The sequence below is a fragment of the Roseovarius tolerans genome (assembly GCF_028885395.1).
Lineage (GTDB): Bacteria > Pseudomonadota > Alphaproteobacteria > Rhodobacterales > Rhodobacteraceae > Roseovarius > Roseovarius tolerans.
In genome coordinates this window covers 968,129-990,070 of the sequence record NZ_CP118494.1, presented here as the reverse complement: position 1 = coordinate 990,070, position 21,942 = coordinate 968,129, and the positions used below count along the sequence as shown (strand labels likewise).

23 protein-coding genes are annotated in these 21,942 nt (G+C 64.8%); 13 read left to right on the top strand and 10 right to left on the bottom strand.

All coding sequences use genetic code 11. The features are described from left to right. The first annotated feature begins 97 nt into the window (after positions 1 to 97). The 7 genes from hisD (at position 98) to PVU19_RS04860 (ending at position 8,082) form a co-directional block, all read left to right on the top strand. Positions 98 to 1,399, top strand: coding sequence for a histidinol dehydrogenase (hisD, locus tag PVU19_RS04890; RefSeq protein WP_050663362.1), 1,302 nt, complete (start codon positions 98 to 100; stop codon positions 1,397 to 1,399). Positions 1,400 to 1,540: 141 nt separating this feature from the next. Continuing rightward, positions 1,541 to 2,587, top strand: coding sequence for a rod shape-determining protein (locus PVU19_RS04885; RefSeq protein WP_050663361.1), 1,047 nt, complete (start codon positions 1,541 to 1,543; stop codon positions 2,585 to 2,587). A gap of 33 nt (positions 2,588 to 2,620) precedes the next feature. Beyond that, complete coding sequence (mreC, locus tag PVU19_RS04880) at positions 2,621 to 3,538, top strand: rod shape-determining protein MreC (protein WP_050663360.1); 918 nt, start codon at positions 2,621 to 2,623, stop codon at positions 3,536 to 3,538. Continuing rightward, a complete protein-coding gene (locus PVU19_RS04875) occupies positions 3,531 to 4,070 on the top strand; it encodes a hypothetical protein (protein WP_050663359.1) in 540 nt (179 codons plus the stop codon). The genes mreC and PVU19_RS04875 overlap by 8 nt, the downstream gene beginning before the upstream one ends. Beyond that, entirely contained in the window at positions 4,067 to 6,010 is a 1,944-nt protein-coding gene (gene mrdA, locus PVU19_RS04870) for a penicillin-binding protein 2 (protein WP_050663358.1), read from the top strand. The genes PVU19_RS04875 and mrdA overlap by 4 nt, the downstream gene beginning before the upstream one ends. Continuing rightward, a complete protein-coding gene (gene rodA / locus PVU19_RS04865; protein WP_050663357.1) occupies positions 6,007 to 7,146 on the top strand; it encodes a rod shape-determining protein RodA in 1,140 nt (379 codons plus the stop codon). Before mrdA ends, rodA begins: the two co-directional genes overlap by 4 nt. 3 nt (positions 7,147 to 7,149) lie before the next feature. Further along, positions 7,150 to 8,082, top strand: a complete 933-nt coding sequence (locus PVU19_RS04860; protein ID WP_050663356.1) for a 2-hydroxyacid dehydrogenase — start codon at positions 7,150 to 7,152, stop codon at positions 8,080 to 8,082. Between the two features lie 97 nt (positions 8,083 to 8,179). On the opposite strand, the gene PVU19_RS04855 is transcribed toward PVU19_RS04860, so the two are convergent. From PVU19_RS04855 to pncA, 3 genes are read right to left on the bottom strand one after another with little or no spacing between them, the layout of a single operon-like run. Beyond that, positions 8,180 to 8,965 carry an SseB family protein gene (locus PVU19_RS04855; RefSeq protein WP_050663355.1) on the bottom strand — a complete coding sequence of 262 codons (786 nt, stop codon included), beginning with the start codon at positions 8,963 to 8,965 and terminating at the stop codon, positions 8,180 to 8,182. Next, positions 8,958 to 9,545 (bottom strand): uracil-DNA glycosylase family protein, encoded by a 588-nt coding sequence (locus PVU19_RS04850; RefSeq protein WP_050663354.1) that lies wholly within the window; start codon positions 9,543 to 9,545, stop codon positions 8,958 to 8,960. The genes PVU19_RS04855 and PVU19_RS04850 overlap by 8 nt, the downstream gene beginning before the upstream one ends. Beyond that, complete coding sequence (gene pncA, locus PVU19_RS04845) at positions 9,542 to 10,138, bottom strand: bifunctional nicotinamidase/pyrazinamidase (RefSeq protein ID WP_050663353.1); 597 nt, start codon at positions 10,136 to 10,138, stop codon at positions 9,542 to 9,544. Before pncA ends, PVU19_RS04850 begins: the two co-directional genes overlap by 4 nt. 161 nt (positions 10,139 to 10,299) lie before the next feature. On the opposite strand from pncA, the gene PVU19_RS04840 reads away from it, so the two are divergent. After that, on the top strand, positions 10,300 to 10,686 hold the full coding sequence (locus PVU19_RS04840) for a hypothetical protein (protein ID WP_050663379.1): 387 nt from the start codon (positions 10,300 to 10,302) through the stop codon (positions 10,684 to 10,686). A 59-nt stretch (positions 10,687 to 10,745) separates the two neighbouring features. Next, entirely contained in the window at positions 10,746 to 11,660 is a 915-nt protein-coding gene (trhO, locus tag PVU19_RS04835) for an oxygen-dependent tRNA uridine(34) hydroxylase TrhO (RefSeq protein ID WP_050663352.1), read from the top strand. A 73-nt stretch (positions 11,661 to 11,733) separates the two neighbouring features. Here trhO and PVU19_RS04830 read toward each other — a convergent pair whose 3' ends face one another. Continuing rightward, entirely contained in the window at positions 11,734 to 12,951 is a 1,218-nt protein-coding gene (locus PVU19_RS04830; RefSeq protein WP_050663351.1) for an MFS transporter, read from the bottom strand. 57 nt (positions 12,952 to 13,008) lie between these two features. Continuing rightward, positions 13,009 to 13,263, bottom strand: coding sequence for a DUF167 domain-containing protein (locus tag PVU19_RS04825; protein WP_050663350.1), 255 nt, complete (start codon positions 13,261 to 13,263; stop codon positions 13,009 to 13,011). Between the two features lie 114 nt (positions 13,264 to 13,377). On the opposite strand from PVU19_RS04825, the gene PVU19_RS04820 reads away from it, so the two are divergent. Together PVU19_RS04820 and PVU19_RS04815 are read left to right on the top strand one after the other, a co-directional pair. Beyond that, entirely contained in the window at positions 13,378 to 13,956 is a 579-nt protein-coding gene (locus PVU19_RS04820) for a nitroreductase family protein (RefSeq protein ID WP_050663349.1), read from the top strand. Beyond that, positions 13,953 to 14,660 carry an EI24 domain-containing protein gene (locus PVU19_RS04815; RefSeq protein WP_050663348.1) on the top strand — a complete coding sequence of 236 codons (708 nt, stop codon included), beginning with the start codon at positions 13,953 to 13,955 and terminating at the stop codon, positions 14,658 to 14,660. The genes PVU19_RS04820 and PVU19_RS04815 overlap by 4 nt, the downstream gene beginning before the upstream one ends. On the opposite strand, the gene PVU19_RS04810 is transcribed toward PVU19_RS04815, so the two are convergent. Together PVU19_RS04810 and mce are read right to left on the bottom strand one after the other, a co-directional pair. Beyond that, a complete protein-coding gene (locus tag PVU19_RS04810) occupies positions 14,626 to 14,910 on the bottom strand; it encodes a DUF1467 family protein (RefSeq protein ID WP_050663347.1) in 285 nt (94 codons plus the stop codon). The genes PVU19_RS04815 and PVU19_RS04810 overlap by 35 nt on opposite strands. Continuing rightward, entirely contained in the window at positions 14,910 to 15,314 is a 405-nt protein-coding gene (gene mce / locus PVU19_RS04805; RefSeq protein WP_050663346.1) for a methylmalonyl-CoA epimerase, read from the bottom strand. The genes PVU19_RS04810 and mce overlap by 1 nt, the downstream gene beginning before the upstream one ends. Before the next feature lie 147 nt (positions 15,315 to 15,461). On the opposite strand from mce, the gene PVU19_RS04800 reads away from it, so the two are divergent. Further along, positions 15,462 to 16,163: a response regulator gene (locus PVU19_RS04800; RefSeq protein WP_050663345.1), complete on the top strand. Its 702-nt coding sequence runs from the start codon at positions 15,462 to 15,464 to the stop codon at positions 16,161 to 16,163. Positions 16,164 to 16,470: 307 nt separating this feature from the next. Here the strand turns inward: PVU19_RS04800 and PVU19_RS04795 are convergent, their stop codons facing one another. Together PVU19_RS04795 and aspS are read right to left on the bottom strand one after the other, a co-directional pair. Then, complete coding sequence (locus tag PVU19_RS04795) at positions 16,471 to 17,193, bottom strand: GNAT family N-acetyltransferase (protein WP_050663301.1); 723 nt, start codon at positions 17,191 to 17,193, stop codon at positions 16,471 to 16,473. 8 nt (positions 17,194 to 17,201) lie between these two features. Next, entirely contained in the window at positions 17,202 to 19,229 is a 2,028-nt protein-coding gene (gene aspS / locus PVU19_RS04790; protein WP_050663302.1) for an aspartate--tRNA ligase, read from the bottom strand. Between the two features lie 239 nt (positions 19,230 to 19,468). On the opposite strand from aspS, the gene PVU19_RS04785 reads away from it, so the two are divergent. Next, positions 19,469 to 20,698: an SAM-dependent methyltransferase gene (locus PVU19_RS04785; RefSeq protein ID WP_050663303.1), complete on the top strand. Its 1,230-nt coding sequence runs from the start codon at positions 19,469 to 19,471 to the stop codon at positions 20,696 to 20,698. A 1-nt stretch (position 20,699) separates the two neighbouring features. Here PVU19_RS04785 and PVU19_RS04780 read toward each other — a convergent pair whose 3' ends face one another. Continuing rightward, positions 20,700 to 21,824, bottom strand: a complete 1,125-nt coding sequence (locus PVU19_RS04780) for an aminodeoxychorismate synthase component I (RefSeq protein ID WP_050663304.1) — start codon at positions 21,822 to 21,824, stop codon at positions 20,700 to 20,702. Positions 21,825 to 21,942 lie beyond the last annotated feature (118 nt).

Genomic DNA, 21,942 nt, shown 5'->3' with positions numbered 1-21,942 from the left:
TGGCAGGCGACGGTATTTGAGTATTCTCGCCAAGAAGAAACCCGGGACTTGAGACACAGCCCCCCGCCCGCTATCTGCCTTGTCGAAAGGACCTGCCATGCCGATCACGCTCGACGCCACCACCGCTGATTTCGAGGCGCAGTTCACGGCGCTGCTGAGCGCCAAGCGCGAGGACAGCCCAGACGTAGACGACACCGTCGCCGCGATCATCAAGGATGTGCGCGCACGGGGCGATGCCGCCGTGATCGAACTTACTGCGAGGTTCGACCGGCTGGAGCTGACGCCGGAAACCTTGCGCTTTTCCCCCGAAGAGGTGGCGGCCCTGGTCGCGCAGGTGCCGCAGGCGGAGCGCGAGGCATTGGAGCTCGCCGCCGCCCGCATCCGGGATTACCACGAACGGCAACTGCCCGAGGATGCAAGCTGGACCGAGGAAAGCGGAGCCGTGCTTGGCTGGCGCTGGACGCCCGTGGGCGCGGCGGGGCTTTATGTGCCCGGCGGCCTCGCCTCCTACCCGTCCTCGGTGCTAATGAACGCGATCCCGGCCAAGGTGGCAGGGGTGGAGCGGCTGGCCATCGTGGTGCCGACACCGGATGGCAAGGCCAATCCGCTGGTGCTGCTGGCCGCGCAGATCGCGGGGGTGGACGAAATCTATCGCATCGGCGGCGCGCAAGCGGTGGCGGCGCTTGCCTATGGCACCGAGAGCATCGCCCCGGTGGACAAGATCACCGGGCCGGGCAACGCCTTTGTGGCGGCGGCCAAGCGGAGGGTGTTCGGTAAGGTGGGCATCGACATGATCGCAGGCCCCTCCGAGATCCTGGTGATCGCTGACAAGGGGCAGAACCCAGACTGGATCGCGCTCGATATGCTGAGCCAGGCCGAACATGACGAGAGCGCGCAGGCGATCCTGATCACGAATGATGCGGGGCTGGCGCGCGATGTGGAGGCGGCCATCGAACGCCACCTGCAAACGCTTGAACGGCGCGCTATCGCGGGCGCAAGCTGGCGCGATTATGGCGCGATCATCACCGTGCCCGATCTCGATACCGCCGCCGCGCTCAGCAACCGCATCGCGCCAGAGCATCTGGAGCTTTGCGTAAGCGACCCGGGCGCGCTGAGCCAGCAAATCACCCATGCCGGGGCGATCTTTCTCGGGGCCTGGACGCCCGAGGCCATCGGCGATTACGTGGGCGGGCCCAACCACGTCCTGCCCACCGCCCGCTCGGCGCGGTTCTCGTCGGGCCTGTCGGTGATGGATTTCCTCAAACGCACCACGCTGGCCAAGATGACACCCGTAGCCCTGCGCGCCATCGGCCCCGCCGCCGAGACCCTGGCCCGCTCCGAGAGCCTTGAGGCGCACGGATTGTCGGTGCGCGCACGGCTTGATCATCTCAACGGGTGAGACCGGATGTGGCGGTTTGGTGCTTACAGGATTGAAACAGCCCCTTTCGCCCGTGCAGGCCGCCAACTATAAGGAAATCCGGCCCCCGACCGCCCGAGTCGCGGGGCAAATCTTCATTGGGGCGACAGGACAGTTACGTAAATGGCAATCTTCGACAGAATTCCCAGTCTCTTTTCATCGGACATGGCGATCGACCTGGGAACGGCGAATACGCTGGTCTATGTCAAGGGGCGCGGCATCGTCCTGTCGGAACCCTCGGTGGTGGCCTACCACATCAAGGACGGTGTCAAGAAGGTGCTTGCCGTCGGCGAGGATGCCAAGCTGATGCTGGGCCGCACACCCGGAAGCATCGAGGCCATCCGCCCGATGCGCGAGGGTGTGATCGCCGATTTCGACACCGCCGAGGCGATGATCAAGCATTTCATCCGCAAGGTGCACAAGCGTTCGACCTTCTCCAAGCCCAAGATCATCGTCTGCGTGCCCCACGGCGCGACCCCGGTCGAGAAACGCGCGATTCGCCAGTCGGTGCTGTCCGCCGGTGCCCGCCGCGCGGGCCTGATCGCCGAACCGATTGCGGCGGCGATCGGCGCGGGCATGCCGATCACCGATCCCACCGGCAACATGGTCGTCGATATCGGCGGCGGCACCACCGAGGTGGCGGTGCTGTCGCTTGGTGATATCGTCTATGCCCGCTCGGTCCGGGTGGGCGGTGACCGGATGGACGAGGCGATCATCAGCTATCTGCGGCGTCAGCAGAACCTGCTGGTCGGCGAGGCCACGGCAGAACGGATCAAGACCTCGATCGGCACCGCGCGGATGCCCGATGACGGGCGCGGCACCTCCATTCAGGTGCGCGGGCGCGACTTGCTAAACGGTGTGCCGAAAGAAACCGAAATCAGCCAGGCACAGGTGGCCGAGGCGCTGGCTGAGCCGGTGCAGCAGATCTGCGAGGCGGTGATGACCGCACTCGAGGCGACGCCGCCCGACCTTGCGGCCGATATCGTCGACCGGGGCGTGATGCTGACGGGTGGCGGCGCGCTGTTGGGCGATCTCGATCTGGCGCTACGCGAACAGACCGGGCTGGCAGTGTCCATCGCCGATGACAGCCTAAACTGCGTGGCCCTCGGAACGGGCAAGGCGCTCGAATTCGAGAAACAACTGCGCCACGCGATTGACTACGACAGTTAACCCGCCCACCTTTTAGAGCAAAAGGGGGATCCCGTGGCCAAGGATCGCGGACAGAGCGAAGACTATAGCGGCCCGCTCAAGCGTCTGCTTCTGGGCGTCCTTCTGCTGTGCCTGCTCGGTCTGTTCCTGCTCTGGCGCATCGACAGCCCGCGCGTGGAGCGTTTCCGCGCGCAGGTGGTCGACCGGGTCGTGCCCTCCTTCGACTGGGCGATGGCCCCGGTGACGGGCGCGGTAAACATCCTGAGAGACTTCCAGAGCTATCAGCGCATGTATCAGCAAAATCAGGACCTGCGCCGCGAATTGCAGCAGATGAAGGCGTGGAAAGAGGCGGCGCTCCAGCTGGAACAGGAAAACGCCCGCCTGCTCGATCTCAACAACGTGCAGCTTGATCCGCGCCTGACCTATGTCACCGGCGTGGTGATGGCCGATAGCGGCTCTCCGTTCCGTCAATCGGTGCTGATCAACGTCGGATCCCGCGACGGGATCATGGATGGCTGGGCGGCGATGGACGGGCTGGGCCTTGTCGGGCGCATCTCGGGCGTGGGGCGCAATACCGCGCGGGTGATCCTGCTCACCGATACATCGAGCCGCATTCCCGTGACGCTGCAGCCGTCGGGGCAGCGCGCCCTCATCATCGGCGACAATTCCATAACGCCATTGGTGGATTTCATCGAAACGCCCGATCAGGTACGCCCCGGCGACCGGGTGCTGACCTCGGGCGATGGCGGGGTCTTTCCCGCCGGTCTGCTGGTCGGCCAACTGGCCGAAGATCCGGGCGGGCGCATGCGGGTGCGCATCGCCGCCGATTACGAGCGGCTGGAATTCCTGCGCGTGCTGCGCAGCTATGCAACCGAGGACATCGACACGCCCGGCGACCTCATTTCCCCCTCGTCCCTGCCCGACGCGCAGCCCCTTGATCCCGCAATCGCGGCGGAGGCCAGCAATGGCTGATACGGTGCTGCCCCGGGTCTGGATGATGCGCGCGCTCTATCTTGGGCTCAGCTGGGTCTTGGTATTCGTGCATCTGCTGCCGCTCGACACGATGCCGCCGGGCTGGGCCGGGCCTAACATCTTTCTCGCGCTGACCTTTGCCTGGGCCGTGCGACGCCCCGACTACGTGCCGGTGCTGCTGGTGGCCCTCGTGGCATTGGGGACGGATCTGCTGCTGCAACGCCCTCCGGGGCTCTGGGCCGCGATCACCGTGCTGGGGCTCGAGACGCTGCGCAACCGCGCGTCTTCGCTGCGCGATCTGACCTTTGCCGCCGAATGGGCCGCTGTCAGCAGCACACTTGTCGTGATGACGCTAGCCTACCGGTTCATTCTCACGATCCTGATGGTCGATCAGGCCCCTCTGGGCCTCAGCCTGATGCAACTGGTTGCGACGCTTCTGGTCTACCCTCTGGTGGCACTGCTGTCGCATGCGCTCTTCGGTGTACGCAAACGTGCGCCGGGAGACCTCGACACAGCGGCGGGCCGCGCATGAGACGGCCGACGCGTGATACCGCCGAAAGCCAGCGTCGCATCACGCGGCGCGGGCTGGTCATTGGCGGGCTGCAGGCCGGGGTGATGACCGCCCTTGCGCTGCGCATGCGGCACCTGCAACTGGAACAGGCCGATCAGTTCCGGCTGCTGGCCGATGAAAACCGGATCAACATCCAGCTCTTGCCGCCCGCGCGCGGACGTGTCTTTGACCGCAATGGCCAGATCATCGCCGAGAATATTCCCAGCTACAGGATCACCATGATCCGCGAACAGGCGGGCGACGTGGACGCGGTGATCGCACGGCTTGCCCGCCTCGTGGAACTGGACCCGGGCGAGTTGGAAAAGGCGCGGCGCGATCTGCGTGACCTGCGCGGCGACACGCCCGTGACCGTGGCCGACCGGGTCACCTGGGAGGCGATCAGCCGGGTCGCCGTCAACGCCCCGGCGCTGCCCGGCGTCATGCCCGAGGTCGGCCTCTCGCGGCGCTACCCGCTGCGCGACGATTACGCCCATGTGGTGGGCTATGTCGGCGCGGTCAGCGACAAGGATCTCGAACGGATCGAGGCCCCCGAGGCCCTGTTGCGCCTGCCACGCTTCCAGATCGGCAAGATCGGACTCGAGGCGCGGCGCGAGGACCTGCTGCGCGGCACCGCAGGCAGCCGCCGCGTCGAGGTAAACGCCGCCGGGCGCATCATGCGGGAACTGGACCGCCAGGAAGGCCAGCCCGGGGCCGATATCCAGATCACCCTCGACAACGAGTTGCAGGGCTATACCCATGCCCGGCTCAAGGGCGAGAGCGCAGCGGCGGTGGTGATCGACTGCGAGAGCGGCGACGTGCTGGTCAGCGCGTCATCGCCCAGCTACGATCCCAACCTCTTCGTGCGCGGCATTTCCGTCGCCAATTACCGCGCGCTGCTGGAAAACCCTTACCGCCCTCTGCCGAACAAGGCGGTGCAGGGGATTTATCCGCCCGGTTCCACCTTCAAGATGGTCACCGCGCTCGCGGCATTGGAAGATGGGCAGATCGACATAAACGAGACGGTCTACTGCCCCGGCCACAAGGAAATCAGCGGGCGCCGCTTTCACTGCTGGAAACGCGGCGGGCATGGCAATGTCGATTTCCACCGCTCGCTGCGCGAAAGCTGCGACGTCTACTATTACGAACTGGCCCTGCGCACCGGGATCGAGAAGATTTCCGCGATGGCCGAACGCCTCGGGCTTGGGGAACAGTTCGATCTGCCGATGACCTCGGTGGCGCAGGGGCTTGTTCCGACACGGCAATGGAAGCTGGCCAATCGCGGTCAGCCCTGGGTGGTCGGCGATAGCATCAACGCCTCGATCGGCCAGGGCTTCGTGCTGGCCTCGCCGATGCAACTGGCGGTTATGACGGCGCGGCTGGCCACCTCGCGGCAGATCACGCCCCGACTGGTGAAATCCATCGACGGGGTCGAACAGCCCTCGGGCCGTGGCGAGGATCTGGACCTCAACGAGAACAACCTGCGCGAGGTGCGGCGCGCCATGTACGCGGTAAGCAACAGCAATCGCGGCACCGCCTATCGCAGCCGCATCGTCGAGGATGCGATGCGCATGGCGGGCAAGACCGGCACCAGCCAGGTGCGCAACATCTCCTCGGGCGAGCGGGCGACCGGCGTGCTCAACAACAACGCGCTGCCGCGAACGCAGCGCGACCACGCCCTTTTCGTGGATTATGCCCCTTATGACGCGCCGAAATATGCCGTGGCGGTGATTGTCGAACATGGCGGCGGCGGTTCGACGGCGGCGGCACCCATTGCCCGCGACATCACGCTGCAGGCCCTCTACGGCGGCGATCCACCACTCGAGGCCTATCCAACGGCCGACCGCCCCCGCATCCGCACGCAGCAAGAAGAACTGCGCCAGCAACGCCTGCGCCCCGGGGCCGGTGAGAAAGATCGCGCATGAGCTATCTCGAACATACGGTCAAGACCACGCCAAGCGGGCCACGCAAAATCCTCTATCTGAACTGGCCCCTCGTGATCCTTCTGATGGCCGTGGCCTCGGTCGGCTTTCTGATGCTCTACTCGGTCGCGGGCGGCTCGCTCTCGACCTGGGCGGAACCACAGATGAAACGCTTTGCCCTTGGGCTGGTTGCAATGCTCATCGTGGCGATGGTGCCGATCTGGTTCTGGCGCAACGTCTCGCTGGTGGCCTACCTGGTCTCGCTCGCGCTGCTGATCGCGGTGGCGCTGGTCGGGGTCGAGGGCAAGGGCGCGCAACGCTGGCTTGATCTTGGCGTGATGCGGCTGCAACCCTCGGAACTGATGAAGATCACGCTGGTTATGGTGCTGGCGGCCTATTACGACTGGCTTCCCATGTCGCGCGTCTCGCGGCCGATCTGGATACTGATCCCGGTGACGCTGATCCTCACACCGGTGGCGCTGGTGCTGCGTCAACCCGACCTCGGCACCTCGATCCTGCTGCTGGCGGCAGGCGGGGTGATGATGTTCGTCGCAGGCGTGCACTGGGCCTATTTCGTGACCGTGGTCCTCGCCGCGGTCGGGTTGATCTTCACCGTCTTTCAAAGCCGGGGAACCGACTGGCAAATGCTGGAAAATTACCAGTTCCGCCGCATCGACACCTTCCTCAACCCCGAGACCGACCCGCTTGGCGCGGGCTATCACATCACCCAATCCAAGATCGCTCTCGGCTCCGGCGGCTGGACTGGGCGCGGCTTCATGCAGGGCACCCAATCGCGGCTCAATTTTCTGCCCGAGAAGCACACCGATTTCATCTTCGTCACCCTGGCCGAGGAATTCGGCTTTATCGGCGGCGTGTCGATCCTCGGACTTTATGCGCTGATCCTGATCTTCTGCATCTCGGCGGCGCTGGCCAATCGCGACCGGTTTTCCTCGCTGCTGATCCTTGGTATGGCGATGACGTTCTTTTTGTTCTTCGCGGTCAACATGGCGATGGTGACAGGGCTGATGCCAGTGGTCGGCGTGCCGCTCCCGCTGGTCAGCTATGGCGGTTCCGCCATGCTGGTCCTGATGATCGGCTTCGGCTTGATCCAGAGCGCGAACATCCACAGACCAAGGTGACCCATGCCCGTCAACATTCTCTTTGCCGCCCGCGCCGATCAATGGCGCATCTATCAAGCACCGCTGACCAAGGCGCTGTTGGAGCAGGGGGTCGATGCGACCCTGTCCACCGACCTTGCACCCGAGGACGTGGATTACATCATCTATGCCCCAGACAGCGCCGTGCAGGATTTCACCCCCTACACCCGCGCCAAGGCGGTGCTCAATCTATGGGCCGGGGTCGAGAACATCGTCGGCAATCCGACATTGCGCATTCCCCTCGCGCGGATGGTGGATCACGGGCTGACGCAAGGCATGGTGGAATGGGTCACGGGCCACGTGCTGCGGCATCACCTGGGCATGGACCGGCACATCCTCGGGCAGGACGGCGAATGGCGCGCGGACGCCCCGCCGCTGGCCAGCGACCGGCGCGTGACAGTGCTGGGTCTGGGCGCTTTGGGCGAGGCCTGCGCGCGGATGCTGGTGCGCCTCGGCTTTCCCGTCACCGGCTGGAGCCGCAGACCCAAGGACATCCCCGGTGTCAGCTGCCTGTCGGGCGATGCGGGGCTGCAGGCGGCGCTCAAGGCCGCCGATATCCTCGTGCTGCTGCTGCCGCTGACAGATGAGACCGAGAACCTGCTGAATGCCGAAACCCTCGCGCTCTTGCCCCAAGGCGCGGTGATCGTGAACCCCGGGCGCGGTCCGCTCATCGACGATGACGCGCTCCTCGTCGCGCTGGACCGGGGCCATGTCGCCCATGCCACGCTCGATGTCTTCCGGGTCGAGCCGCTGCCCGCTGAGCACCCCTTCTGGGCGCATCCGAACGTCACGGTCACACCCCATATCGCCTCGGAAACCCGCTCCGAAACTGCGGCGCAGGTGATTGCCGAGAACGTCCGCCGCGGCGAAACCGGCGAGCCGTTCCTGCATCTCGTGGACCGCGAAAACGGCTACTGACGCGCGGCCCCTCTTCCCCGTCATCCTCGGGCTTGACCCGAGGATCTCCACGATTCCGCAAGCACCCGCCTGCGCGGGGACGCCCCGCATGGCTCAGCTACCGCAGCAGTGGCGGCTTATCCGGGTCAGAACCGGGTGCCGCACGTGGCTCCGCCACGGGCGGTTCCGGCAGGTCAAACCGCAACCCGCAGCGTGCCAGTCGCGCCGCCACGGGGTCGGCGGCGTCAAAGAACGCCACGTCGAGCGCCGCCGCCTCCAGACCCGAAAAGACCAGCACCTCCGACACCGCCCGCGCCAATGCGCCTTGCGCCTCGGGCACGGCCCCGACAAAGCCCAGCATATGCCCGCGCGCGCCGCTCTCATAGGTCACGCCCACCAGATAGGCCATGCGGGCCTGCCCCGTCATGCTCGCCAGCCGCGCGTCGAGCGCGGTCAGCACCGCCTCGGGTAACCCCTTGGGCGCGCTGAACTCCTGCGCCCGTGCCTCGATCTCCGAGGGCCCCTCCGACAGCGTCGCGGCCAGCCAGTCGACCGCCTCAGGCGGCAGCAGGATCGCCGACGGCGCCACGTCGAGATTGAGACCCAGCCCCACACCCTGCCCCGCCAGCATCGCCGCAATGCTGCGCCCGCTCAGCGCGGCATAGGGCACCGGGCGACCCGCGAAAAGCGCAAGCCGATCCTCTCGATCGAACACGAGGACAAAGGAATTTTCCGGCAATTCAAACACTTCCGGATCGAGCACCTCACCCTCCGGCTCGGATTTCAGCAGCAGATAAAGCTCGCTCGCCGCCAGTGTCTCGTAGAACCGCAGGCGTGCACCCGCATCCTCGGGTGCCGCCTCCATCGCGGTATGGGTTTCATCGAGACGGGTCGCGTCAGTCATGGATAACCTTCTGAACTTGCGCACGTAATTCGGGCAGCACCTCGTCCTCGAACCACGGATTTTTCTTCAGCCAAGCGGTATTGCGCCACGACGGATGCGGCAAGGCAAAAAGCCGCGGTGCATGGTCGCGCCAGGCCTTCACGGTTTCGGTCACGCCGGTCTTGACGCCGAGGTGATACTTCTGTGCATAACCGCCCACGACCACGGTAAGTTCCACCTTGTCGAGCTCCTGCATCACACGGTCATGCCAGGTGCGGCCACAGATGCGTGGCGGTGGCAGGTCCGATCCCTTGGCGTCATAGCCCGGAAAACAGAACGCCATCGGCACGATGGCCACGCGCGATGTGTCGTAGAACTCGTTAGCACTCAGCCCCAGCCACTCACGCAGCCGATCACCGGATGGATCGTCAAACGGCTTGCCCGATTGGTGCACCCGCATCCCAGGCGCCTGCCCCGCGATCAGCATCCGCGCAGAGGGCCGGAACCACACCACCGGGCGAGGTTCGTGCTCGGTATGGGTGGCGGCGAACCGCTCGGCACAAAGCCGACAGGCGCGGATATCAGAGGCTAGGTCGCTCACGCAAAGACCACCCCTGCCTCCCGCATACCTTTTAGCGCCGCGTCGAGCGAGCCGTCGAGGTCGATGCCGCGCACCAGATCCTGCCGCACCGTCACCCGGTAGCCCAGCTTGGCCGCATCCACCGCCGAGAAATTCACGCAGAAATCGGTGGCCAGCCCCACCATGGTCAGATTGTCGATGCCGCGCGTCTGCAGATAGCCGTGCAGCCCGGTCGGCGTCGCGTGGTCATTCTCGAAGAACGCCGAATAACTGTCGATCGCCGGGTTATAGCCCTTGCGGATGATCAGGTCGGCCCGGTCGGTATCCAGCCCCTCATGAAACGCCGCTCCCTGACTGCCCTGAACGCAATGATCAGGCCAGAGCACCTGCGGACCGTAGGGCATATCCACCATATCAAAGGGGGCCTTGCCGTCATGCGACGAGGCAAAAGACGAATGCCCCGCCGGGTGCCAGTCTTGCGTCAGAATCACCGCCGGAAACTGCGCCATCAGCGCGTTGATGCCGGGCACGATGCTGTCGCCTTCGGGCACGGCAAGCGCGCCGCCGGGGCAGAAATCGTTTTGCATGTCGATCACGATCAGGGCGGTTGTCATGCGCGGGTCTCCTTTGCCCCATAGGGGTAGGTGCGCGACAGGCTTGCGTCAATGGCAGGCCGTTTTCAAAAGCGATGCCGCCGTTGCCTGATCCGCCGCCCCATGGCACTCTGCCAAAACGCCGATTTTCAACAGATACTTAATAAGGGAGAAATTTGATGATGAGGATCGTATCTCTCTGCCTGACGGCCTGCATGTTGGCGGTGCCCGCCGCCGCACAGCAGTTCATGGGCGAATATTACACCAGCATCCAAGCCGAGGACATGCGCAATTCCCGCGGCCAGCCGCTACGCGATTTCTGCGCCATCGTGCAGCAGGATCGGGCGAATTATCACCGCTTCGGTATCCGTCACGACGGCGATCAGGGCGATCCTTTTTTCACCACACCCGAGATGCGGGCACGCATTGTCGGGTCCTGCTACCTTATGTCCGGATCGGAATATGTGGCAGAGTGGGTGCTCACCGGCAGGCCCAGATATATCTGGGTACGGATTTTCGGAGTGAATGGGGTGCCGACAACCTTGTGGGTCTCCGAAGGCGCAGGATAGGCGCGATCAGGGGGTCTGCCCTCTTGCGGGACGGGCGCAGGGGGCGTAAATCGCGCGCCATGTACAGGATCGCCGCACTCTACCATTTCACCCGGTTTGACGACCCCGCCGCCCTTCAGGGCCCGCTTCAGGCGCTCTGCGAAGCCGAGCGCATCAGCGGCTCGCTGCTGCTGGCGCGCGAGGGGATCAACGGCACGATTGCCGGGCCGGAGGCGGGTATCGCAAGGGTTCTGGCACATATCCGCGCCCTGCCCGGCTGCGCGGATCTCGACTGGAAGGAGAGCCAGAGCGCGGCACAGCCGTTTCGCCGGATGAAGGTGCGGCTCAAGAAAGAGATCGTCACCATGGGCCAGCCCGATGTCGATCCGCGCGCCAAGGTGGGGCATTATGTCGAGCCTTCTGAGTGGAATGCCCTGATCCAGAGCCCCGATGTCGCGGTGATCGACACCCGCAACGATTACGAGGTGGCAATCGGCACGTTTGAGGGCGCGGTCGACCCCGAAACCGCCACCTTCCGCGATTTTCCCGCGTGGTGGGAAGAAAACAAGCACCGCTTCCACAACAAGCGGATCGCCATGTTCTGCACCGGCGGCATCCGTTGCGAAAAATCCACCAATTACCTGCTGGGCCAAGGGGTGGAGGATGTCTATCACCTCAAGGGCGGCATCCTGAAATACCTCGAAGAGGTGCCCGAGGATCAAAGCGCCTGGCAGGGCGAGTGCTTCGTGTTCGATGGCCGCGTCTCGGTGGGCCACGGGTTGCGGACAGGGCCGCACCGTCTCTGCCACGCCTGCCGCCGCCCGATCCTGCCCGAGGACATGGGCCGCCCAGACTATGAAGAGGGCGTCGCCTGCCACCTCTGCGCGCATGAAACCTCGGACGCGGACAAGGCGCGGTTTCGCGAGCGCCAGAAACAGATGGCATTGGCCGAGGCACGCGGTGAACGGCATATCAAGATTGTTCACGAAGAGTGACCGGATTTGAGTATTTGGACCATAAAGAAACCGGATCGGCTTCTTTATGGCATAAATACTCACTTAGCGACGCTCAGGCCGGGACCGCGCTCCGGGGTCTGGTGCGCAGCAGGATCAGCACCATGATCCCGATATTGAGGCCGTTCCACGCGATGCCGTTCAGAAAGGCCATGTGATAGCTGCCGGTCACGTCATAGATCCAGCCCGACATCCAGCCGCCAAGCGCCATGCCGACGATGGTGGTCATCAGCACAAAGCCGACGCGGCGCCCGGCCTCGGCGCTTGGCATGTATTCGCGCACGATCACCGCATAGCTGGGCACGATGCCACCCTGCGCGAGGCCAAAGACGAGGCTCACGATATAGAGCGAGGTGAGCCCGTCCGACGGCAGGTAGAGCATCAGCGCCAGCCCTTGCAGCGCCGAGCCGATGAGCAGCGTGCGCACCCCGCCCAACCGGTCCGCCAGCAGTCCCGATACCAGCCGCGAGCCCACCCCGCCCAGAAGCATCAGCGACAGCATCTGCGAGCCGACAGCGGGGCCGTAACCCAGATCGACGCAGTAGCTGACGATATGCACCTGCGGCATCGACATCGCCACGCAGCAGCCCACCCCCGCAATCCCCAGCAGGATCGCGAGCATGCGCGGCGAGAGCCCCGTCGTGCCCGCGCGCGCTGCAGACAGGCTGTCGGCATGGGCGCGGGCCGCCAGCGGCACGCGGCGGCGCAGGAAGAGCGCCAGAGGGATCACCGTCGCCAGCGTCACCACGGCGAGCACCAGATAGACCGCGCGCCAGCCCTGCCCGGCAAGAATCCCCGCCAGGATTACCGGCCAGATCGCGCCCGAGAGGTAGTTGCCGCTTGCCGTGATCGCCACTGCGATGCCGCGTCGTTTCAGGAACCACAACGAGATATCGGCGATGAGCGGCCCGAAACTGGCCGCCGTGCCGAAGCCGATCAGCAGTTGCAGCCCCGAGAGCACCAGCACCGACGGGCTGAGCGACGCCGCGCCCGTCGCCGCCGCAATCAGCAGCGCCGCGCCGATCAGCGCCGTGGTCACCCCGAACCGGTCCACCACCCGTCCGATCGCCATGTTGCCGAAGGCAAAGCCCACCATGGTCAGCGTATAGGGCAAGGAGGCCGCCGCGCGATCTACTCCGAATTCGGCCTGAATTGCGGGCATCACCACGATGATCGACCACATGCCGACATTGCCCACCATCGCGATGGCCAATGAGATGGCGAGCCGTGTCCAGGAATAGCGGCTGTCGAGCAGGGCGATATCGGCGTTCATGGCGGCGACGTTAGGCGCGCCCGCGCCGACTTGCCAGTGCCAAAAACGTGAGCCGCATCAGTCCACCTGAAAGACCTTGTCGCGCGCGCTGTGGCCCCGGATCAGACGCAGCCGCGTTTTCGCAATTCCAAGCGCCTTGGCCAGCAGTTTCTGCACGGCCGCGTTGGCTTTGCCATCCTCGGGTGCAGTGGTGACGTAGACCCGCAACGTATCGCCCTCGGCCAGGATACGGTCGCGCGAAGCCTTCGGTGTCACGCGGATGGAAATCTGCGTGCCGGGACGGACGAGATGGCTGAGGTCGGGATGGGCCATGTGCACCCGATAGCGCCTCGCATCCCGGGACCCAAGCGGTTTTCGCCGGGTTTGGTCTTGACCCCGGACGCGCGCTTGCCGACATGTGGGGCGAACTGATCCGAAAGGCCGCCCATGCCCACGCCCAACCCTGCCGCGCTCGACTTTCTGCAAACCCGCCGGTCCCGGCCCGCCAAGACGCTTGGCCTGCCGGTGCCGGATCGGGCCGCGCTGCGCCCGCTCTTGCAGGCCGCCCTGCGGGTCCCCGATCACGGCAAGCTGGAGCCGTGGCGCATGATCGTACTGGAACGCGCCGCACTCCTGCGCCTTGCGGGTCTGGTGCCCGAGGTGGGCGCGCGCATCGGCAAGTCATCCGAGGATATCGCCAAGGCGCAGGCGCAGTTTTCCGATGCGCATCTCGCCGCCGCCGTGATCGAAAGCCCGAAGGCCTCGGAGAAGATCCCTCCGCTCGAGCAGACCTATTCGGCGGGCTGCGTCTGCCTTGGGCTGCTCAACGCGGCACTCGCTGCGGGCTGGGGCGCGAACTGGCTCAGCGGATGGGCAAGCCATGACCGGGGCTTCGCCACCACGGCGCTCGGGCTCGCCCCGCATGAGCGGATCGCGGGGTTTGTCCATATCGGCACCGAGACGAGCGCCCCCCCCGAACGCCCACGCCCCGATCTTGACGCGGTCACCCAGTGGATGCCGGAATGATCTTTGCCAGCTTCTTCAAGGCCATGGGCCAGATCGGGGATCCGCGTTTCCGCAAGGTTCTGTTGCTTGGCGTGGGGCTGACGCTGGCGCTCTTGATCGTCGCCTATTCCGGGGTGTTGTGGCTGGTGCAATCCGCCGTCGGCGACAGCACCACGCTGCCGCTAATCGGCGAGGTCACATGGCTGGGCGATCTGCTGGGCGGCGCGTCGCTGTTGCTGATGATCGTCTTGTCGGTGTTTCTGATGGTGCCGGTCGCCTCGGCGATCACCTCCATGTTTCTCGACGTGGTGGCGCAGGCCGTGGAGGATCGGCACTATCCGTCTCTGCCGCCCGCCGTGAACATCCCCTTCGGCGAGGCATTGCGCGACACGATCAACTTTCTGGGCGTGATCGTCGGGGCCAATACGCTGGCGCTCATCCTCTACGCAATCTTCACGCCGTTTGCGCCGTTCATCTTCTGGGCGCTCAATGGCTATCTCTTGGGCATGGAATATTTCACGCTGGTGGCGATCCGCCGGGTCGGGCGGGTCAAGGCCAAGGCCCTGCGCCGCCGCCACAAGATGACGATCTGGCTGGCAGGGGTGCTGATGGCGCTGCCGCTATCGGTGCCGATCGTCAACCTGCTGATCCCGATCATGGGGGCGGCCACCTTCACCCATATCTACCACGCTATTCAGGCGCGGAGCCCGGGCCCAGCCGGTTGAACATGTCGATATCCTCGAGCGTGATCACGCCCGAAATGATCGTGCCGCCGATGATGATCCACAACACGACCGCGATGCCGGTGGTGATCCAGGCCTTTTTCTTCAGGTGATGATGCTCGGGCGAACCGGCATGGGTACCGGGCACGACCTTGCCCAGATCGCCCTGCGTCTGGATGCGGATCGGCAGCACGATGAAGAAGGTCATGAACCAGATCACCGCAAGCAGCACGAGAGCCGAGGTGATACCCATCAGACCTGCTCCAGTTCCACGAGGCAGCCGTTGAAATCCTTGGGATGCAGGAACAGCACCGGCTTGCCATGCGCGCCGATCTTGGGATCGCCGCTGCCAAGGACCCGCGCACCGGTTTCCTTGAGATGGTCCCGCGCCGCGATGATGTCATCGACCTCGTAGCAGACATGGTGAATGCCGCCCGAAGGGTTCTTTTCCAGAAAGCCGTTGATCGGGCTGTCGTCACCCAGAGGGTAAAGCAATTCGATCTTGGTGTTGGGCAGTTCGATGAACACGACCGTGACACCATGATCGGGCTCGTCCTGCGGCGCGCCGACCTTGGCGCCAAGCGCGGCGCGATACTGGTTGGCGGCAGCGGTGAGGTCCGGCACGGCGATGGCCACGTGATTGAGGCGTCCGATCATGGCATGATCCTTTCGTCTGGTCTGCGGCTGTTATGGGGATGTTGGCCGCACCTGACAAGCGACAGAGAGACGCAAGCCGCGCATTAACTTCGTGTTCACCTAACGCGGGCCATGCTGAGAAAAGTCAAAGCAGGAAGGACCAGCCCGATGAGTGACCTTGACAGCCTCGCACCGCTACGTGCCCCCAGTCATCAACGCCCGCTACTGGGCATGACCGTTCTTGCCGTCGAGGACAGCCGCTATGCCTCCGAGGCGCTGCGCCTGATGTGCCTGCGCAGTGGCGCGCGCATCCGGCGGGCCGATTGCCTCGGCTCGGCGCGGCGGCACCTGTCGGTTTACCGTCCCTCGGTGGTGATCGTCGATCCGGGGCTGCCGGACGGATCGGGGATTGACCTGATCGTGGAGATGGCGCGCGCAGCGCCCCGCGTCGGCGTGATCCTTGCCAGCAGCGGCGATCCCGGCACCCGCGCGGCGGCGATGGCTGCCGGGGCCGACGGGTTTCTCGACAAGCCGACGCTGAGCCTTGGGCGGTTCCAGCAGGAGATGCTGCGCCACCTGCCCCGCGACCGCTGCCCTGCGGGGCCCTATGCGCTGAGCGAAGAGGTGATCACGCCCGATCCGCTGGCCTATCGCGACGATCTGGAGCATGTGCGCAGCCTGCTGGAGGACATGCCCGACCCGGCCACCCACGCCTATGTCACGCAGTTTCTGCTGGGTGTGGCGCGGGCGGCGGGGGATGACGTGCTGGCAGACGCGGCGGCAGGCCTGAGCGGGTTTGGGTCAGAGGCCGGGATCGCCCGCGTCCTGTCCCTGATCGAGACACGGCTGGCGGCACGGGTCGCGCTCTGAGCAGGGGGATTGCAATTTCGGAGGTATTGGCCTGGAGCGGACATAGCGCCCCGCTAGAAGGTGCCGCGTGATCGCAGGGCCGGGGACTGGCGATGTGACGGTCGTGGCGGGTACTTTATGCCAGCCAAGTCATTCTAAACTCAACACGTTGTGCGCCATTCCAAATCGCCAGGCCGCGGGACGGCCCGGCGATCGCGCGGCACCTTCGGTGCGTATCGCGCGGTTGGCGCTTATTGCATCAACAGACCATCCCACTCCACCAATATGTCACCCAAGCCGCGCGTTCTCACCGGCAAACTCAGCCTCGTCAGCCGCCGTTCTGAACCGGGTCCGAGGTCACGCGCACCAACCGTGTCAAAGCGCCGAGACGCTCTCTCTGCCGACCCTCCGCATCGAAATTCGCCGGCCCCAACCAGAAGCCGAACGCCTCTTTCAGCGCGGGCCACTCGGTGTCAATGGTGGCGAACCATGCGGTGTCGCGGTTGCGTCCCTTGACCACCGTGGCTTGCCGAAACGTGCCCTCGTAGCTCAACCCCAACCGCTGCGCCGCGCGGCGCGAGGGCATGTTGAGCGCGTCGCATTTCCACTCAAACCGGCGATAGCCCGCGCCAAAGGCCCAATCCATCATCAGATAGAACGCCTCGGTCGCGGCGCGGGTGCGCTGCAAGGCGGGCGCAAGGTTGATATGGCCCGCCTCGATGCTTCCCGCATCCGGTTTGATGCGCAGATAGCTGGCCACGCCACCGACCTGCCCGGCATCGAGATCGGTGATCGCATAGAACAGCGGATCAGTCCCCGCCGCCGCCTCGCGCGCCCAACGGTGATATTGCGAGGCCGAGGAAAACGGCCCGTAGGGCATGTAATCCCAAAGCGAGGCATCGCCACTCATCGCGCGGTGCAGGTCGCCCGCATGCCGATCCGCATCGAGCTGGTCGAGCCGTGCATAGCGCCCGACCAGCGGCGTGCCATCCGGGGCGGGCGGGGGCCGCCAATCCACCAGTTTGGGACCGAGGGGGCGGCTCTGATCCATCAGCGCGGTCAGTCCTGCGGAATGACGCGCAGGCCCAGTTCCATCAGCTGATCGCTGGTCGGATCCGAGGGGGCGTTCATCATCAGGTCTTCGGCGCGCTGGTTCATCGGGAACATGATCACCTCGCGGATGTTCGAGGTGCCCGCCAGCAGCATCACGATCCGGTCGATCCCCGCCGCACAGCCGCCATGCGGCGGCGCGCCGAATTGGAACGCGTTGACCATGCCGCCAAACCGCTTGCGCACCTCGTCGGCGCCATAGCCCGCCAGCTCGAACGCCTTGAACATGATCTCGGGCTTGTGGTTCCGAATGGCCCCCGAGACCAGTTCATAGCCGTTGCAGGCAAGGTCATACTGATAGCCCAGCACCTCCAGCGGATCACCGTCGAGCGCGGCGCGCCCACCCTGCGGCATCGAGAACGGGTTATGGCTGAAATCGACCTTGCCGGTTTCCTCATCCGCCTCGTACATCGGGAAATCGACGATCCAGGCAAAGGCAAAGCGGTTCTTCTCGGTTAGGCTCAACTCCTCGCCGATCACGTCGCGCGCCTTGCCCGCCACCCGCTCGAACGCCTGCGGCTTGCCGCCGAGGAAAAACGCCGCATCGCCCACGCCAAGCCCAAGCTGCTGACGGATCGCCTCGGTCCGCTCGGGGCCGATATTCTTGGCCAAGGGGCCTGCGGCTTCGAACGGACCGAAATAGGCATTGTGGAGGAGGACAGCCCTCCTGAGGTTTCCTTTACTTACAGCGTCTCTGAACCGCTCAATCGCAGCCTCTTCTACCTCAGCATACTTCTCGAATTCCTGTTGCTCGGCATCCAGCGAGGCCAGAAGCGGAGAAAGCAACTCTACTGGAGGTTCCCCTTCATACCTCTGAAACAGATCATCAAGAAGTTCTCCGATTTTCATCCCTCTTTCAGCAGATTCTCTCATTCTAAGCTTTTGACTTTCTCGCTCCCGCCAGAAGATATACCCCATGCCCGGCAGCCCTTCTTTCTGGGCAAAGGCGTTCATCCGGTCGCAGAACTTGCGGCTGCCGCCCGTCGGGGCGGGAATGGCGCGGATCTGCGTGCCGTCCTGCTCCAGCAGTTTGGCGAAGATGGCGAACCCACTGCCCCGGAAATGCTCGGACACGTCCTGCATCTTGATCGGGTTGCGCAGGTCGGGCTTGTCGGTGCCATACCAGAGGGCGGCGTCGCGATAGCTGATCTGCGGCCAGACCTTGTCGACCGTGGCCCCCTCGCCGAACTCCTCAAACACGCCCTGAATGACCGGCTGGATCGTGTCGAACACGTCCTGCTGCTCGACAAAGCTCATCTCGAGGTCAAGCTGGTAGAAGTCGGTGGGCGAGCGGTCGGCGCGCGGGTCTTCATCGCGAAAGCACGGTGCGATCTGGAAATACTTGTCAAAGCCCGAGACCATGATCAGCTGCTTGAATTGCTGCGGGGCCTGCGGCAGGGCGTAGAACTTGCCGGGATGCAAACGCGAGGGCACCAGAAAGTCGCGCGCGCCCTCAGGCGAGGAGGCGGTGATGATCGGCGTCTGGAATTCGCGAAAACCCTGATCCCACATCCGGCGGCGCATCGCGGCCACCACGTCCGAGCGCAGGGTCATGTTGTGCTGCATCGCCTCGCGGCGCAGGTCGAGGTAGCGGTAGCGCAGGCGCGTCTCCTCGGGATATTCCTGCTCGCCAAAGACCTGCAACGGCAATTCGGCGGCGGCCCCCAGAATTTCCATGTCGCGGATGAATACCTCGATCTCGCCGGTGGGGATTCTGGGGTTCACCAGACCTTCGTCGCGCGCCTTCACCTCGCCGTCGATTCGGATGCAGAACTCGCTGCGCAGCTTTTCCACCTCGGCGAAGACCGGGCTGTCGGGGTCACACAGCACCTGCGTCACGCCGTAGTGATCGCGCAGGTCGATGAACAGAACCCCACCGTGATCGCGGATGCGATGCACCCAGCCTGCCAGGCGCACGGTCTCGCCCACGTCTGTTTTCGTCAAATCTGCGCAGGAATGGCTGCGATAGCTGTGCATGATATCCTCTCCGAGCCCGGTCGCGGGCCTGTCTCTTGGGTCCGGGCCGATACACCTTGGCGGGGCGGCAAAGTCAAGGGCGGGCCGGGGCACTGCCGGGCAAAACCGTTTACAGAACAGGGGAATTGCGCAAAAATACCCGTCACACGAGCAGGCTGGCCCGGAAACCGGGTGCAGGGACAGGTTTGGTACGCCGTAAGGATGCGCCGCAGGACGGGCGCAAGAAAACGAGGTGTAGCATGTGGACCAAGGCTCTGGACGGGTTGCTGACCCATCTTTTCAAGCGTGGACGACTGCGCGTCACCTACCCCGACGGGCAGACCCGCGCCTATGGCCCCGGCGACGGCCCCGAGGCGGCGGTGACGCTGCATGATGCAACGCTGCCGCGCCAGATCGTGATCTCGCCCGAAATGGCCATCGGCGAGGGGTATATGGACGGCACCGTCACGTTTGACGGCGATGACGTCTACGGTTTTCTCAGCCTCGCGATCATGAATATCGCCGCACAGGGCCAGCCGTGGTTCCGCCGCCCGCTGGAGGGGATGCGGCGTCTTACAAGACGACTGGACCAGTTCAACCCGGTGACGCGCTCGCGCAGCAACGTGGCGCATCACTATGACCTGTCGGGCGAGCTCTACGATCTCTTTCTCGACGACGATCGGCAGTATTCCTGCGCCTATTTCGCGCGCCCCGACATGACGCTGGAAGAGGCGCAGGCCGCCAAGAAGGCGCATATCGCCCGCAAATTGCTGATAAAGCCGGGGATGCGCGTGCTCGATATCGGCTGTGGCTGGGGCGGCATGGGCCTCACGCTGGCGCGCGATTTCGGGGCAGACGTGACCGGCGTCACCCTGTCGCGCGAACAGCATGCGATGGCCAAGGCCCGCGCCGAAAAGGCGGGGCTTTCGGACAAGGCGCGGTTCGAGTTGATGGATTACCGCGACGTGGCCGGGCAGTTCGACAGGATCGTCTCGGTGGGCATGTTCGAACATGTGGGCGTGCCGCATTACGATGAATATTTCGCCAGCGTGCATCGTTTGCTCAGGCCCGACGGCATCGCGCTGATCCACACCATCGGGCGGGCCGGGCCGCCCGGTGCGACAAGCCCATGGATCACCAAGTACATCTTCCCGGGCGGCTATTGTCCCGCCATGTCCGAGGCCACAGCGGCCATCGAGCATCATCATCTGGTGACCACCGATGTCGAGGTCTGGCGGCTGCACTACGCCGAGACGCTGCGCGAATGGCGCAGGCGGTTCGAGGCCAATATCGACCGGGTGCGCGCGCTCTACGACGATCGGTTCTGCCGGATGTGGCGCTATTACCTGATCGCCAGCGAACTCACGTTCCGGCTCAACAATCAGGTGGTGTTCCAGTTCCAGATGAGCCCCAAGCAGGACGCGGTGCCGCTGACGCGGGACTATCTCTATCCCGGCGATAGCGACGATCTGCGCCACGCGGCGGAATAGATCAGGCCGGGACCGGCATCAGCGCGCGGGTAAAGCGCGCCTTCCACAGCGCCTCTTCATATTCGCCCTCGGCGGTGCTGTCATAGACCACGCCCCCGCCGACGTTGAGCGTGGCCTGCCCCTGCTCCAGCAGCAGCGTGCGAATGGCGACGTTGAATTCCGCGCGCCCGTCAGGCGCGGCCCAGCCGATGGAGCCGCAATAGATCTCGCGCGCGGCGCCTTCGAGATCGGCGAGGATCTGCATCGCCCGCAGCTTCGGCGCACCGGTGATCGACCCGCATGGGAAAAGCGCGCGCAGGATGTCCGAGAGCCGCATATCAGGTGCCAGATCGGCGGCGATGAGCGAGGTCATCTGGTGCACCGTCTCATAGCTTTCGACGCTGAAGAGTTCCGGCACGCACACAGAGCCGGGCACGCTCACCCGGCTGATATCATTGCGCAAAAGGTCCACGATCATCAGGTTCTCGGCGCGGTTCTTTTCATCCGATTGCAGGAAGAACCGGCGTCGCGCATCCTCCATCGCGTCGTTGCTGCGCGGCTGCGTGCCCTTCATCGGCCGGGTCTCGATCCCGCCCGCGGCATCGGTGCGAAAGAACAGTTCCGGCGAGCGCGACAGGATCGCGGGCAGCCCCTCGGCCTCGATCAAAGCGCCATAGCGCACCGGTTGGATCTGGCTCAACGCGGCATAGAGCGCCTGCGGCGTCCCCGTCGCCCGCATCCGGATCGGAAAGGTCAGGTTCGCCTGATAGATATCGCCCGCACAGATATAGTCATGCACGGTCTGGAACGCCTGTGCGTAGCGGCGCGCGTCCCAATCGGGGCGCATCTCGCTTAGCTGCGCAGGGCCGGGGCGTATGGGGGCCGCGTCAAGCGGGGCCTCGAACACGCCGAATTGCAAAAGTGGCAGGCGGCGGTGCGCGGGCAAGGTCGCGGCAAGGCGCGGCTCGAACGCATGGCCCAATTCGTAGCTGGCAAACCCCGCGAGCCATTGGCCCATTGCGCGCGCGTCGTCCATCGCGGCCAGGGCGGCAGGCACCTCGTCCGGCTCATGCGCCACGATCAGCTGTGCGGCCTGCGCGAACTGGCAGGCCTCCCCGGTCGGTCCATGATCGTAACGAATCTGCACGTTGCATCCTCTTGCACAGGTGCTGCGGTATTTAGGCCGCGCGGCACCGAATGACACCCACAAAAGCGCCGCTTTGATCCGGTTTTGCGCAACGCGCCGCGCTTGACACAAAGCATTG